Consider the following 13,803-nt stretch of genomic DNA (forward strand, 5'->3'; position numbering starts at 1 on the left):
GCGGCCTTTGCCGTCTGCCTTTTGCGTTCAGCGCTCCCGGCTGGCAACCTCTGCCAACACCTGCGCCTTGAATTCCTCCACGGTTTTTGTGCCGCCCTTTTCCTCCTTGCGCGCACGCACGCTCACCGTACCGTTTTCCATCTCCTGCGCGCCCACAACGAGCATGTAGGGGATCTTCTCCAACTGGGCTTCGCGGATCTTGTATCCCATCTTCTCGGCGCGGTAGTCGCCCTCCACACGCAGCCCTGCGTCCCGCAGCTCCCGCTCCACCTGTTTGGCATAGGCATGGTGCGCCTCGCTGATGGGGATGACCTTCGCCTGCACAGGCGCCAGCCACACGGGGAATGCGCCCGCAAAGTGCTCGATGAGAATGCCGATGAAGCGCTCGATGCTGCCGAACACCACGCGGTGGATCATCACCGGGCGGTGCTTCTGTCCGTCTGCGCCGGTATATTCCAGCTCAAACCGCTCGGGCATCTGCATATCCAGCTGGATGGTGCCGCACTGCCAGGTGCGGCCGATGGCGTCCACCAGGTGGAAATCCAGCTTCGGGCCGTAGAACGCGCCGTCACCCTCGTTGATCTCGTAAGTGCGGCCCAGCTCCTCGATGGCCTCGCGCAGGGCATCCGTGGCCGTCTCCCAGTCCTCCAGCTCACCGATGTGGTCCTCGGGCATGGTAGAAAGCTCGATGTGGTACTCAAAGCCGAACAGGGAATACACCTCGTCGATGAGCTTTACCACACCCTTTATCTCGTCCTTCACCTGCTCCGGCGTCATGAAGATATGCGCGTCGTCCTGTGTAAAGCAGCGCACGCGCATCAGGCCATGCAGCGCACCGGACAGCTCGTGCCGGTGCACAAGGCCCAGCTCACCCATACGCAGGGGCAGGTCCCGGTAGCTGTGGGGCTGCGTTTTGTATACCAGCATGCCGCCCGGGCAGTTCATGGGCTTAATGGAAAAGTCCTCGCCGTCGATGAGCGTGGTGTACATATTATCCTTGTAATGGTCCCAGTGGCCGCTGCGCTCCCACAGCGCCCTGCTGAGGATGATGGGCGTGCTGATCTCCTGATAGCCCGCGCGCTTATGGATTTCGCGCCAGTAGTCGATGAGGGTGTTTTTCAGCAGCATGCCCTTGGGCAGGAAGAACGGGAAGCCCGGGCCTTCCTCCAGCAGTGCAAACAGCCCCAGCTCCTTGCCCAGCTTGCGGTGGTCACGCTTTTTGGCCTCTTCCAGCATGTTCAGATAGGCCTCCAGTTCGGCGGCCTTGGGGTATGCCGTACCGTACACACGGCACAGGCTGTCCCGCGCAGCGTCGCCGCGCCAGTAGGCGCTGGCTGTGCTCAACAGCTTTACAGCCTTCACCGCGCCCGTGCTCATCAGGTGCGGGCCGGCGCACAGATCCGTAAAATCCCCCTGCCGGTAAACCGAAAGCTGCCAGCCCTTTTCGGCGTATTCCTCCAGCAGCTCCAGCTTGTAGGTCTGCCCCTTGAAGATCTCGCGGCCCTCCTCCACGGTGATGAACCGTTTTTCCACAGGAAGGTCTGCCTTGACGATCTTCTTCATCTCAGCCTCGATGGCCTCGAACTGGTCCGGCGTAAAGGGCTCCGTGCCGCCGATGTCGTAATACCAGCCATCGTCCAGCGCCGGGCCGATGCCGAACTGGGCATCCGGGAACAGGTGCTGGATGGCCTGCGCCATAATGTGCGCGCCCGTGTGCCAGAAGGCGTGCTTGCCTTCCGGGGAATCGAACGTCAGGATCTCCAGCTCGCAGTCCTTTTCCAAAGGAGTGCGCAGGTCCACGGCCTCGCCGTCCACCCTGGCGGCGCAGGCGCTTTTGTACAGGCCCATGCCGATGCTCTTTGCAACGTCCGCTGGCGAAACGCCCGGCTCAAATTCCTTCACGGCGCCGCCCTTCAATGTCACGTTGATCATTTCAAAATCCTCCTTCTTCCGGCATATACCGGAAAACAAAAAAGCCCATCCCGTAAAACTGATACGGGATGAGCGCAGAATGCCCATGGTTCCACCCGAATTACACACGGCGGGCGCGCCCGGCGCGTGTCACTCTTTGCCGGCTGTAACGGGCCGTGCCCGGCGGGAGTTGCAGGGCAATGCGCCCGTTCTCCCCCGCGCTCCGCGGTGGTAACATACGGCGGCGGTGCAAAGCCGCTTGCAGCGCGCGGCATGCCGTTTGGGGAACGGCGGGCCGCGGCGGCCCTCTCTTTTGCGCGCCGGCGCATGCATTATCCGCTTCATCGCTTTGGCGGGATGGTGTACACCGTTATCTTACAACGCGCGCGTCCAAAAGTCAAGCACAAAGCGCATTCCGCCGCTTTCACACGGGCGAAAAACTTGCACAACCTTTCGTATAAGCGTAAGGATTTATTCATGGAAATGTAACAATTTCTTGACAAGTGTGAAACCGCGCTTTACAATATGAATGATGATTTAATGTAATTTTTAGGGGCGGACGGACCTGCCGTTTGCCTTTTTAACCTTTTTTGAAATCAAAATGTGACGCGGCAGCCGCCCCGGAGATTACTTTCATTCATAATAAAAGCGAATAGGAGTTGAACCCTGAAAATGGTATCACCGGTCATCGCCGCTGTGATCGCCGTTGTCGCAGGCGTAGTGGCTGCCGCCATTGCATTTTTCGCCGGGGTTTCTTACCGCCGCAAAACTGCCGAGGCAAAGATCGGCAGCGCGGAGGAAGAGGCCAAGCGCCTGATCAACGACGCTATGAAAGCCGCACAGCAAAAGCGCAAGGAAGCGCTGATCGAAGCAAAGGACGAAGCTTTTCAATTGAAGGCTGAGGCCGACAAAGAAATCAAGGAACGCCGTTCGGAGCTGAGCCGCCAGGAGCGCCGCCTCGACCAAAAGGAAGAGGCCATGGACCGCAAAACGGCCGTTCTGGAGCAGAAAGAAACTGACCTTGCCAAGCGCTCCGAGCTTGTGGAGGCCCGCTTGGACGAAATCGAACAGATCAAGGCCCGCGAACTGGACAAGATGGAAACCATCGCCGGCCTGACGGCGGAGGACGCAAAGCAGCTGCTGCTCAACCGTCTGGACGAGCAGCTCACCCACGAAAAGGCAATGCACATCGCCGCGTTCGAGACGCAGACCAAGGACGAGTGCGACACAATGGCCCGCGAGCTCATCAGCCAGGCCGTGGCGCGCTGTGCCGCCGACCATTCCAGCGAAGCCACGGTATCCGTGGTGCCGCTGCCCAGTGACGAAATGAAAGGCCGCATCATCGGCCGGGAGGGCCGCAACATCCGCGCGCTGGAGACAGCCACGGGGGTTGACCTTATCATTGACGATACGCCCGAGGCCATCACGCTTTCCAGCTTTGACCCGGTGCGCCGCGAGGTTGCCCGCATGACGCTGGAAAAACTCATCAGCGACGGCCGTATCCACCCGGCCCGCATTGAGGAGACCGTTGAAAAATGCCGCCGCGAGCTGGAGCTCGCCATGAAGCGCGAGGGCGAAAAGGCTGTTATGGACGTAGGCGTCCACGGCATCCACCCGGATATGGTAAAGCTGCTGGGCCGCCTGCGCTACCGCACCAGCTACGGCCAGAACGTGCTGAACCACTCGCTGGAGGTGGCCTATCTCTCCGGTATCCTGGCCGCAGAGCTCGGCGTGAACGTCACGCAGGCCCGCCGTGCCGGCCTGCTGCATGACATCGGCAAGGCGCTGGACCACGAGATCGAGGGCAGCCATATCAGCATCGGCGTAGACATCGCCAAAAAGTATAAGGAAAACCCGGCCATCATCCATGCCATAGAGGCCCACCACGGCGACGTGGAGGCCAAAACGCCGCTGGCGTTCATCGTCATGGCGGCCGACGCCATCTCTGCCGCACGGCCCGGTGCGCGCCGTGAGAATCTGGAAAGCTATATCAAGCGCCTGGAAAGCCTGGAGGAGATCGCCAGCGGGTTCGAGGGCGTAGAGCGCAGCTTCGCCATTCAGGCAGGCCGCGAGGTACGCATCATGGTAAAGCCGGACGCCATCAACGACGACGCTCTGATCCTTCTGGCTCACAGCATTTCCCAGAAAATCGAGGAAACGCTGGATTACCCCGGCCAAATCAAGGTAAACGTCATCCGTGAATCCCGGGCAGTAGATTACGCAAAATAAGTGTCTCAGAAATAAAACGAACGCCCCGCCGAAGACTTTCGGGCGGGGCGTTCGTTTTGCCGGAAGATCGCGCGGTACTCTGCGCGGTCCACTCATATCAAATCACGGTACATCACACGGGCACGGGAAGCCTTGCCGCCCCATTCCAGCGTGATTTCTTCTCCTTCTTCAAAGCCCCGCCGTTTCCAAAACGGAACAAGGTTCCCTTCATAATCGTCCACCACGTCGATTCGGATGCCTTTGCGCCCCCTGCGGCGCTGCATTTCCTCAAACTCCCGGTACAGTTCCGTTCCCAAGCCTTTCCCCTGAAGCGCCGCATCCAACAGGAACAGCGAAAGATAAACAGGCTCCGAATCCCGGCAATCTATGAATCCAACGGCCGCTCCGGTCTGCGCATCCGCGATGACCGTAGTGGAAAACCCTTCCTTTTTCATCTGCCGCCATTCTTGGAGAACGAACGTGCCGTCCACTGCCCGGCATCCCAAATGACGCTCCAAAAAACAGGGATTGGAATTGTAAAGCCGGACAATGTCCCCCGCGTCCTCGGGCCGTGCCCGGCGGAATATATACCTCCGTTCCATCGGTCACCCCAGTGCCACATCCAGCACCATCATCACCAGAAAGCCCGCCAGCACACCCAGGGTACCCGGGTGGGAATGCTCGCCCAAATGCGCCTCGGGAATCAGCTCCTCTACCACCACATAGATCATCGCGCCCGCAGCAAAGCTGAGAAACCAGGGCATCAGCGGCGTAACGCTGCCCGCGATAAGCACGGCCAGGATGCCGCCGATGGGCTCCACGATACCCGAGAGCGCACCATAGACAAAGCTCTTTGGACGGGAAAGCCCCTCGCGCCGCAGCGGCAGCGAAATGGCCGCACCCTCAGGGAAATTTTGCAGCCCCATGCCCAAACACAGCGCCATCGCGCCCGCCAGCGTCACACTGGATGAGCCGCCGCCTGCCGCCAGCGCACAGGCCAGGCCCACGGCCATGCCCTCGGGAATGTTGTGCAGTGTTACAGCCAGCACCAGCAGCGTGGTGCGTTTGAAGCTGGTATGTACGCCCTCCGCCTCGCTGGAGCCGGGGTGCAGATGGGGCATTAAGGCATCCAGCACCATCAGGAACAATGCGCCCAGTGCGAAGCCTCCGGCCGCAGGCAGCCATCCCGGTACGCCCTGTTCCCCGGCCATCTCAATGGAGGGGATCAGCAGGCTCCACACACTGGCCGCGATCATCACGCCGGCGGCAAACCCCAGAAACACACGCTGGAACGAGGGCTTGATCTCATTCTTGAACAGAAACACGACCGCCGCCCCGGCAGCCGTCATCAAAAAGGTAAAGCCCGTACCCAGCGCGGCAAGCGTCAGTGCATTCATTTTTGTCACTCCTTCAACCGGGTGCCGCATGTTGCGGTATCCGGTTCTTATTGATATTTTATATCATTATACACGAAACACGGCGAAAAGGAAAGCGTTTTGTAACTTGACTTTTGACCGCTTGTGCGATAATATTTGGTATTATAGATACTTTGTGATAAAATTGTGAAAACGCCGCCGGAACCGCTTCATATAACGTGTCCCCGGCGGTTTTGTGTGAGGGAGCTTGTATATGACGAACCATACGTTCGTTTTGAAAGACGAAAAAGCCTTTGCGTCCGGCGCGTTTGAAAATACCGCCTACGCAGACGGAGCGCTGCGCCTGGAACAGTATGCCGGGCGTTACGTACAGGCTGGCTGCTACACCACACCGGAAATTTCGGCCCCCGCGTTCAATGCGCTGGTCGCTTCGTGGAATGCGGCCACGCCCGCCGGCACCGCGGTGGAGCTCGCCGTGCGCGTATTTGCGGCCGGGGCGTGGACGCCCTGGATGCCCTACGGCAAATGGAGTCCGTTCCTGCGCCGCGCCAGCCTGCCTGTGCAGCACCCGGAAGACGCCGCAGCTTATCTGGATACCGACATGGTCAATGTACGTGCGCCCGGCGGTGCTTCTCTGTTCCAGCTCCGGGCCAGCCTTTATACAGACGACGTGCGCCGTTCCCCCTCCGTATATCTGCTTGCCGCCTCCGTACGTCCCACGGGCTGGCAGCGGGAAACGGGCGAAGCGCTTCAGCACCGGTGCGTCCCTGTTCCCGCTTATTCTCAGCTCATCCGGGACCCGCGCATCGGCTCTGTCATCTGCAGCCCCACCACGGTCACCATGCTGATGAACCGTTGGGGCGAGGACCTGCTTCCCGAAGAGGTGGCCCACGCCAACTACGATTATACATACGCGGGCAACGGCAACTGGAGTTTTACCACCGCCATTGCGGGCTGCTACGGATATGAGTGCTATGTCGCCTTTGCGGATATCGCCGGACTGAAGAAAGAGATAAAAAACGGGTTTGCGTGTGGGGTGAGCGTGCATTACGCGGATACGCCGGAGCATGCTGAAGAACGCGGCCTGCCTCTGCTGGAGGGCACGACGGGCTGTACCGACGGCCATCTGATGGTGGTGCGCGGCTTTGAAACCGGCGAGGACGGCACAGAGTACGTGCTTGTCAATGACCCTTACGCGCCGGGCGACGCCGCAGCCCAGCGGCGCTACCGGCTGGACCAGTTCGCCCACGCCTGGGGCGGCGTGGCGTATTTCATTCACGGCAAGGACGGCGCGCGCGCCGTCGCCCCGCCCGAGCGTGTGACCGGCGAACTGCGCCGCACAGAGATCGCCGGGGAATACGCGCTGTTCCTCCGCGGCGAACGCAAAAGCCTTGCCACGGATTTCTGCGAAAAGGACGGCCTGTGCACGGGCACGGTATGTTACACCGTACAGGACGGCCATGCCTATGCCACCACGGCGCACAAACGCTTCTATTACACCAACGTGTCCCAGGCCGGCAACGTCCTGCTGGACACCGCCGCTATGCCCGCCGGCACGCGCATTACAGCGTATATCATCGGCGAGCTGGGCTGTATGACCGTGGCCGGGTTGACACTGTAAGGCCATCTTTTTCCTGCACGTTGCGCGCTCGGCTTTTCTGCCGCGCGCGTTTTGTTTTCCGCTTTTCTTCCACCGTGCGGCAGGAAAACAGTGCTTCCACGCATAAAACGGCACGAAAGCGCCTATCCTTTCCACATGCGGCTCTGCAGGGCGGCGGTCCGCCGCGAAAGCGGTCTCCGGCCTCTGTGCCGTGCAGGGCACCGTTTATGAACTACCAGAAGGAGGAAGCATTATGAAAGCCATTGTCAACGAAGGGTGCATCGGCTGCGGCCTGTGTGCCTCCACCTGCCCCGCTGTATTCACGCTGGAGGACGGTGTCGCCGTCGCCATGGCTGGGGACATTCCCGAGGAAGAGCTGCCTGCGGCCGCCGAGGCCCGTGACGGCTGCCCGGTAAGCGTCATCGACATCCAGGCAGACTGACGTCCCGCCCCAAGCCGCAGCAGCGGCCCCAAAAACCGCATTGCGCCGCTTCGACGGCCTGCAATGCGGTTTTTGCCTGTCTGCGGCAGGGCGTTCCTGCCCATTCGGGGCAAAATGCGCGGAAACAGCCGCCGTGGCCGCATCACCGCCTGTTTCGGCCCCGCCTGTCCGCGTGCACACTGCAGCTCATATCCATTGCAGCAGCTTTTCTCGCAGCAGTCTTTTGTACGTTTCCGGCTCCTCCCGCAGAGGGCCGTGAGCCGAGTGCTCGAACCAGATCAGATCCTTATCCGGCGCTTCAATTGCGTCATAATAGGCCTGCACCAACGCGCTGGGCGTGTTGTTGTCATGAGCTCCCTGAAAGATATAATAGGGCATGGCAAAGCGCGTGCACTCCCGCGGGAAGTCACATTTGGACGTCGTGGGCCACATATATGTCAGGCACCTTTTATACCCCAATGCAAGGCCGAGCTTGTCTGTGAACGAAAACTCACGGCTCCTCAGCAGCGGCAGGGCGGTATCCGTCCAGTAGGTCCCCTTGTTCATGGAGTGTCCGCCGTATTTTTTCATGATGCGCCGCTGGGCCATCATGCCTTTAAACACCTCGCGGTAGCATCCATCCACCGGGCGTCCGATACGCTCCAGCGTGGAGACGGCCTTTGTGTCCCCGGCTTTTTTGGCTTCATCCATGGCGAAATCATAGCTCAGCTCTTCATTCAGTACGCCGTTTACCAGCTGGCCGCTGCCTACATAGCCCGCGATGTGTTCAGGATACCGGAAGCAGAGATACGTTCCCAGTTCCGTGCCCCAGCTTCCGCCCCAGACGAACAGCTTTTCTTTTTCCAGAGCGGCGCACAGATACTCCACCAGCTCCGCAGCGTCGGAGATGAGCTGCTCCAGATTCAGCGTTTCCTTTTTTACACCCCAGTAGGATCCGCCCGTGCCCCGCTGATCCCACGCAACAATGGTAAACACGTCGCACAGGTCTTTTTCCCGGTTGACGACACTGTCCCGGTTGCTGATGCCGGGGCCCCCGTGTAAAAACAGCAGCACCGGATTCGTTCTTTTCTCGCCCCGGATATGAATTTTCTGTCCCACTCCGCCGATGGATATTTTCCGGACCTCGTCGATCTCATATTCCATTCCCGTGTCCTCCCTGTATTGGCGCGGCGCGAACCGCTCTTTTTCTCCAGTATAGCACAAACTTCTCTCGGTGGGATATTTTATGGTATAATAACTCCCAAAGCTGCCGTTTACACGGCTGCGCGTGTGCGCTGCACACGCTCCTGTGCTGGCGCACAGAGCTTTGGGAGCATTGAACCATGCAAAACCGCAGCAGGTGCGGTTTTGTTGTAGCCGTTTCACGGCGTCATGGTATAATATGTCCGGTTGGTGAATGCGAGCCGCAGGCGAAACATGAGCCTGGCGGCATAGATACCATGTTTCTTAGTGAACGCGAGCAGTGCGCGAAGTGTGAGCTTAAAAATATGGTATAATAACCTCAAACCCGCCGTTTGCGCGGCTGCGCGTGTGCATGGCACACGCCCCTGTGCTGACGCACAGGGCTTTGAGAACATTGAACCATGCAAAACCGCAGCAGGCGCGGTTTTGCTGTGGCCGCTTCGCGGCGCCATGGTATAATAACCTCAAACCCGCCGTTTGCGCGGCTGCGCGTGTGCATGGCACACGCCCCTGTGCTGACGCACAGGGCTTTGAGAACATTGAACCATGCAAAACCGCAGCAGGCGCGGTTTTGTTGGGGCCGCTTCGCGGCGCCATGGTATAATAGCCTCAAACCCGCCGCTTGCGCGGCTGCGCGTGTGCATTGCACAAGCCCCTGTGCCGGCGCGCAGGGCTTTGAGAATAAGGAGGAACCGGGAAATGACAAAGGACGAGCTGCTTGCCCTGTGCGCCGCATATCCCGGCGCTGCTGTGGACTGCCCGTTTGAGGACGGCGGCAATGTCGTGGTACGTCACGCCGCCGGGCGCAAATGGTTTGCTCTTGTTTTTGAACGCGACGGAAAATTATGCGTAAATTTGAAATGTGAACCAATGAAAGCCGATTTCTGGCGGGCGGCCTACCCCGCCGTTACGCCGGGCTGGCATATGAACCATACCCACTGGAACACCGTGGAGGTGAACGCCGGTGTCCCGCCGGAGGACCTTTGCGAAATGATCTCCGACAGCTATCGCCTGACAACCTCTCCCGCTCGCGCGGAACGGAGTACGCGCCGCGCAAAGCAGCGGCCGCAGCCGTGAGACCTCGCTTCCGGCAAAAAACGTCCGCAGAGCCTCCTGAGGCTCTGCGGACACTTCTTTTCTCTTTACGCCCCAAAGGATACGCTCATGCGCGCCAGGCGTCGTACAAGGCCTGTACCTGCGCAGCCATGCGCTTGAGTTCCTTGTTGGGTCTTCCTCCCGCCCCCTGGGCCAATGCGGAAAGCTGCTTGACGGCCCGCTGCAGCTCACTGAAGGCCGCCATTGCGCGCGGGTCGCGCGCGGCCTCCTCCGGCTTTTTGCGCAGTACTCCGGCGGGCTGGGCCAGAAACGCCCCGGCGGCCAGATCATAACACGTTCCGCTGTACGGGGCCATCGCATTGTAACCGTATTCTTCTCTCAGGCACTGGGTAAAATCCGTACATGCTTCATCGTCGCCATGATTGACGAATATCTGCGCCGGCTTCGGTGAAACACCCTGGAGCCAGCGGATGAGCCCGTTTTTATCCGCGTGCCCGCTCACGCCCGCCAGCACGCGGATTTCTGCGTTGACTGCGATCGCTTCGTCGAATATTTTTACCGATGGTGCGCCGTCCACCAGCGCGCGCCCCAGCGTGCCCTCTGCCTGATAACCAACAAACAGCACCGTATTTTCGCTGTGCCACAGATTATGCTTTAAATGATGCCGGATACGCCCCGCATCGCACATTCCGCTGGCAGAAAGGATGACCTTCGGCACGGCATTCGCATTGATGGCTTGGGAATCCTCCTTCGTCACGCTGGTCCTAAGCCCTTCAAACCAGAGCGGATTTACCCCGCTCCGCACCAGTTCCCGCGCCTCAGGGTCCAGATTTTCCGTGGGGCATTGCAGGAAAATGCTCGTTGCCTCATTGGCCAGCGGGCTGTCCACATAAACAGGGAATCCGTCGTGCCCGTGCACCCGGCCCTGCTCCTTGATCTCCCGGATAAAATACAGCATTTCCTGCGTGCGGCCCACAGCAAAGGAGGGAATGACCACCGTGCCGCCCCGGTCAAAAGTCTGCTGCAGGATCTCCGTCAACGCGCCCACATAATCCGGGCGCTCACCGTGAAGCCGGTTGCCGTAGGTGGATTCCAGCACCAGATAATCTGCCTGCTCCACCCGCTGCGGGTCGTTGAGGATGGGCTGATGCGTATTCCCCACGTCACCGCTGAACACCATCTTTTTGGTAACGCCGCCCTCGCTCATCCATATCTCAATGGCGGCGGAGCCGAGCAAATGCCCGATATCCGTAAAGCGCACCGCAACGCCTTCGCCAACGGCCGTCAGCTTGTTGTACGGGCACGGACGGAAGCGGGATAAAACGCCCTCTGCGTCCGCCATCGTGTACAGCGCCTCCGCCTCCGGGCGTCCGGCCCTGCGCGCCTTTCGGTTTTTCCACTCCGCCTCGCTCTCCTGAATATGCGCGCTGTCGCGCAGCATGATCTGGCACAGGCTGGCAGTGGATTCCGTAGCATACACGGTGCCCCGAAAGCCGTTTTTGTACAGCAGGGGCAGATATCCAGAATGGTCGATATGGGCGTGCGTCAGCAGCACGCAGCTCAGTTCTGCCGGGTTCACAGGCAGCGGGATATTCTCGAACCGGTTTTCCCCCTGCTCCATCCCGCAGTCCACCAGGAAAGCGCTGTTCCCCACCTCCAGCAGGGAGCAGCTCCCCGTAACCTCATGCGTGGCGCCGATAAACGTTACCTTCATGGCTTTTGCATCTCCCTTTTCCGCGGCCCTTCCCGCCGCTTTCGCCTCCGTCCGTATGCGGACGAAGGACGTGTTTTTTTCATTGTATCACAGCCTCTGCCGCCGCGTCCCGTATTTTCCGCAAAATTTACAGGATGTACAAAAAGCCCCCGAAGGGATTATCCTTCGGGGGCTTTCGTTATGGATTTGCCTGAGGTTCGCGTTCCGTGCTTACGCCTGAGCCGGGGTCTGCGCGTTGTCATCGGGCTCTTCTTTTTCCTTGCGGGCAAAGATGCACACAATGACCTGCACCAGAGCGATGAGCACCATGAGCCATGTCCAGCGGTCCACGAACACCATCGGATTGCGCATATTCTCCGTGAGGAGGAAGGCGATGATGGAGCCAATGGCCGGGATGAGGCTCAGCACACGAGTCACGCCTTTGCGCTTCACCGTGTACTCCACGTTCTCGTTCTCATCCTCTTTCTTCTTTTTGCCCAGGAAGCCGATGAGCAGCAGGATGCTGACAAGGGCCGTGCAGAGCATCAGGATGAGGTTGAGCAGCGCCCATGCGGCGCCGGAAGCGAGCGGCGTATCGGCTTCCTCGATCTCCTCTTCGGCGGGCTCTTCCGCGGGTGCTTCGGGTTCAGCCGGAGCAAGCGGGGTTTCAGGCTCGTCGATGGTTTCCTCCGGGCCTTCTTCCGGCGCCGTCGGACCTACCGGGGTCACCGGAGGCACCGGGGGTTCTTCCGGAATGACGCCTTCCGCATTGAAGTCCGCCACAAAGGTGATGTCGCCTGTGATGGCGTAAGAGGTCGTCGGAGTCGCCGGGCCCCAGAACAGCGTGTTGGCGATGTATCCCAGATTCGCCAGCGCTGTCGGGATCTGTGCTTCAGTCAGATAACCGGTACCGTTCTCAGCGGGTTCGCCGTTCTCGTTCAGCAGTGTCACGACCGTGGTCATCTGCTTCGTATTCTGAGCGTCCGTGCCGCCCTTGGGCTGGAGTACGCCGTTGATCGCTTCAAATGTGACAGTTGCCTGATACTTATCCGGGATGTTGTCACCCGGGACCTCCGGGTCGGGGTCTTTGGTCGGGTCGGACTTCTCATCCTTTGTGAAGTTGACGTTCACGATATTCGCAGCCGCATCCTTCGAGATGAGCTTGCCCGCGCCGTCCACATTCTCCAGCACGTAGTTCGCGCCGTCAAAAGTGGTCTTGCCGGTGTCGTAGGGAATCGCGTCGCCGATCTTGCCGGTGGCATTCACAGCAGAAGCGGTATCCTCAACGCCGTCGTAGTAGTAGTGTACCTGGTAACCGGAGATCGCCAGCTCCCACGTCACTGTAAAGACAGCGCCGTCAGCCGTGATCTCAGCCCCTTCGGCCGGTACGGCCGGTGTCCAGCGTTCGGTGGCCGGGTCGTAATCCGCGGCTGCGGCTGCAGTCGGGACCTGAGCCTCAGCCAGCTTGCCTGTGCCGTTCTCGGCCCACTTGCCGTCCGCGTCGAACAGAGTCACATAGGTGACCAGCTCAGTGCCCGTGCTGCCGCCCAGCGTAACTGCGCCATTGACAGCCTGATAGGTCACTTTCGCCTGATACTTGTCGGGCACATTGTCCGGCTTATCCGGGTTTTCGGGGTCAGTGCCCTTTGTATCAACGTCGAAATATGCGGTGAATTCTGCATTGTCCGTGTATACCTCGCTCTTCAGCGTCTCCATACCGGAGGTCACATCGCGCCTGGTTCCATCGGTCCAGTAATCGAATGCATAGCCCTCACGTCCCGCCGCATTTGCACCGGCCGGGCTGGCTTTCTTCTCTTCGAGCAGTTCGCCGTTCAGCCGTTCAAAGGTGTGGGTCTCCACGCTCTTGTCAACCGTGCCCTTCTGGACGTCCGCACTCTGATAGGTAAATACGATCTGCGCATAATCGGGGATGCCGTCCGGGCCGCCCTCTTCATCCTTTGCGTAGTACACCCTGACCACGTTGTCGGCTTCAATGTCGCTCACCGTCAGGCCGTTGTTTTCGACCCAGTCCAGCGTATAGTGTACGCCGTTCCGGTCCGTTTCTGCGGCCGCCGCAGTCGTGAATGTCTCACCGTAAGTGACAGACTGCACCCGGGTCATATCCGTATCCTGAACCTTGTCGAAGTAATATTCGACCGTGACGTTGTACGGGTTGGCCGTAAAGGAGCCTGTGATCTCCACATCCTGTGCAGGCATCGTGAAGTCGCCGGTGCTCCAGCCGCTGAAGGTATGGCCCTTTGCGGTCGCGGCCTCCGCCACTGTTACAGAGGCACCGTATTTCACAGCCGCCTTTTCCGGCAGTGCACTTGCGTCC

10 protein-coding genes are annotated in these 13,803 nt (G+C 59.7%); 4 read left to right on the plus strand and 6 right to left on the minus strand.

The features are described 5' to 3' along the window. Positions 1–27: 27 nt before the first annotated feature. The gene (gene thrS / locus TQ39_RS04080) at positions 28–1,932 is read right to left on the minus strand and encodes a threonine--tRNA ligase (RefSeq protein WP_050004652.1); all 1,905 of its coding nucleotides are present in this window, start codon (positions 1,930–1,932) and stop codon (positions 28–30) included. A gap of 651 nt (positions 1,933–2,583) precedes the next feature. Here thrS and rny point away from each other — a divergent pair. Continuing rightward, positions 2,584–4,140, plus strand: coding sequence for a ribonuclease Y (gene rny, locus TQ39_RS04090; RefSeq protein WP_009321765.1), 1,557 nt, complete (start codon positions 2,584–2,586; stop codon positions 4,138–4,140). 92 nt (positions 4,141–4,232) lie between these two features. On the opposite strand, the gene TQ39_RS04095 is transcribed toward rny, so the two are convergent. Then, positions 4,233–4,721 (minus strand): GNAT family N-acetyltransferase, encoded by a 489-nt coding sequence (locus tag TQ39_RS04095; protein WP_050004654.1) that lies wholly within the window; start codon positions 4,719–4,721, stop codon positions 4,233–4,235. A gap of 3 nt (positions 4,722–4,724) precedes the next feature. Next, positions 4,725–5,516 (minus strand): ZIP family metal transporter, encoded by a 792-nt coding sequence (locus TQ39_RS04100; RefSeq protein ID WP_009321761.1) that lies wholly within the window; start codon positions 5,514–5,516, stop codon positions 4,725–4,727. Between the two features lie 232 nt (positions 5,517–5,748). On the opposite strand from TQ39_RS04100, the gene TQ39_RS04105 reads away from it, so the two are divergent. Together TQ39_RS04105 and TQ39_RS04110 are read left to right on the plus strand one after the other, a co-directional pair. Further along, positions 5,749–7,116: a C39 family peptidase gene (locus tag TQ39_RS04105; protein WP_050004655.1), complete on the plus strand. Its 1,368-nt coding sequence runs from the start codon at positions 5,749–5,751 to the stop codon at positions 7,114–7,116. A gap of 232 nt (positions 7,117–7,348) precedes the next feature. Further along, complete coding sequence (locus TQ39_RS04110; RefSeq protein WP_009321757.1) at positions 7,349–7,537, plus strand: ferredoxin; 189 nt, start codon at positions 7,349–7,351, stop codon at positions 7,535–7,537. Positions 7,538–7,723: 186 nt separating this feature from the next. Here TQ39_RS04110 and TQ39_RS04115 read toward each other — a convergent pair whose 3' ends face one another. Next, positions 7,724–8,680 carry an alpha/beta fold hydrolase gene (locus TQ39_RS04115; RefSeq protein WP_050004656.1) on the minus strand — a complete coding sequence of 319 codons (957 nt, stop codon included), beginning with the start codon at positions 8,678–8,680 and terminating at the stop codon, positions 7,724–7,726. A 738-nt stretch (positions 8,681–9,418) separates the two neighbouring features. Between TQ39_RS04115 and TQ39_RS04120 the strand changes: the two genes are divergently transcribed. After that, positions 9,419–9,796 carry an MmcQ/YjbR family DNA-binding protein gene (locus tag TQ39_RS04120; protein WP_009321753.1) on the plus strand — a complete coding sequence of 126 codons (378 nt, stop codon included), beginning with the start codon at positions 9,419–9,421 and terminating at the stop codon, positions 9,794–9,796. 85 nt (positions 9,797–9,881) lie between these two features. Here TQ39_RS04120 and TQ39_RS04125 read toward each other — a convergent pair whose 3' ends face one another. Both TQ39_RS04125 and TQ39_RS21190 read right to left on the minus strand, forming a co-directional pair. After that, on the minus strand, positions 9,882–11,489 hold the full coding sequence (locus TQ39_RS04125; protein WP_009321751.1) for an MBL fold metallo-hydrolase RNA specificity domain-containing protein: 1,608 nt from the start codon (positions 11,487–11,489) through the stop codon (positions 9,882–9,884). A 210-nt stretch (positions 11,490–11,699) separates the two neighbouring features. Next, positions 11,700–13,803, minus strand: a 2,104-nt coding sequence (locus tag TQ39_RS21190) for an FILTED domain-containing surface protein (protein WP_050004657.1), incomplete at its 5' end; no start/stop codon positions are given.

The sequence above is a fragment of the Ruthenibacterium lactatiformans genome (assembly GCF_000949455.1).
GTDB classification, from domain to species: Bacteria; Bacillota; Clostridia; order Oscillospirales; family Ruminococcaceae; genus Ruthenibacterium; species Ruthenibacterium lactatiformans.

What these genes read in the sequence shown, in the direction of transcription:
- TQ39_RS04105 (WP_050004655.1), top strand. Translation starts at nt 5,749, where the DNA reads ATGACGAACCATACGTTCGTTTTGAAAGACGAAAAAGCCTTTGCGTCC.
- TQ39_RS04100 (WP_009321761.1), bottom strand. Translation starts at nt 5,516, where the DNA reads ATGAATGCACTGACGCTTGCCGCGCTGGGTACGGGCTTTACCTTTTTG.
- thrS (WP_050004652.1), bottom strand. Translation starts at nt 1,932, where the DNA reads ATGATCAACGTGACATTGAAGGGCGGCGCCGTGAAGGAATTTGAGCCG.
- TQ39_RS04125 (WP_009321751.1), bottom strand. Translation starts at nt 11,489, where the DNA reads ATGAAGGTAACGTTTATCGGCGCCACGCATGAGGTTACGGGGAGCTGC.
- rny (WP_009321765.1), top strand. Translation starts at nt 2,584, where the DNA reads ATGGTATCACCGGTCATCGCCGCTGTGATCGCCGTTGTCGCAGGCGTA.
- TQ39_RS04095 (WP_050004654.1), bottom strand. Translation starts at nt 4,721, where the DNA reads ATGGAACGGAGGTATATATTCCGCCGGGCACGGCCCGAGGACGCGGGG.
- TQ39_RS04120 (WP_009321753.1), top strand. Translation starts at nt 9,419, where the DNA reads ATGACAAAGGACGAGCTGCTTGCCCTGTGCGCCGCATATCCCGGCGCT.
- TQ39_RS04115 (WP_050004656.1), bottom strand. Translation starts at nt 8,680, where the DNA reads ATGGAATATGAGATCGACGAGGTCCGGAAAATATCCATCGGCGGAGTG.
- TQ39_RS04110 (WP_009321757.1), top strand. Translation starts at nt 7,349, where the DNA reads ATGAAAGCCATTGTCAACGAAGGGTGCATCGGCTGCGGCCTGTGTGCC.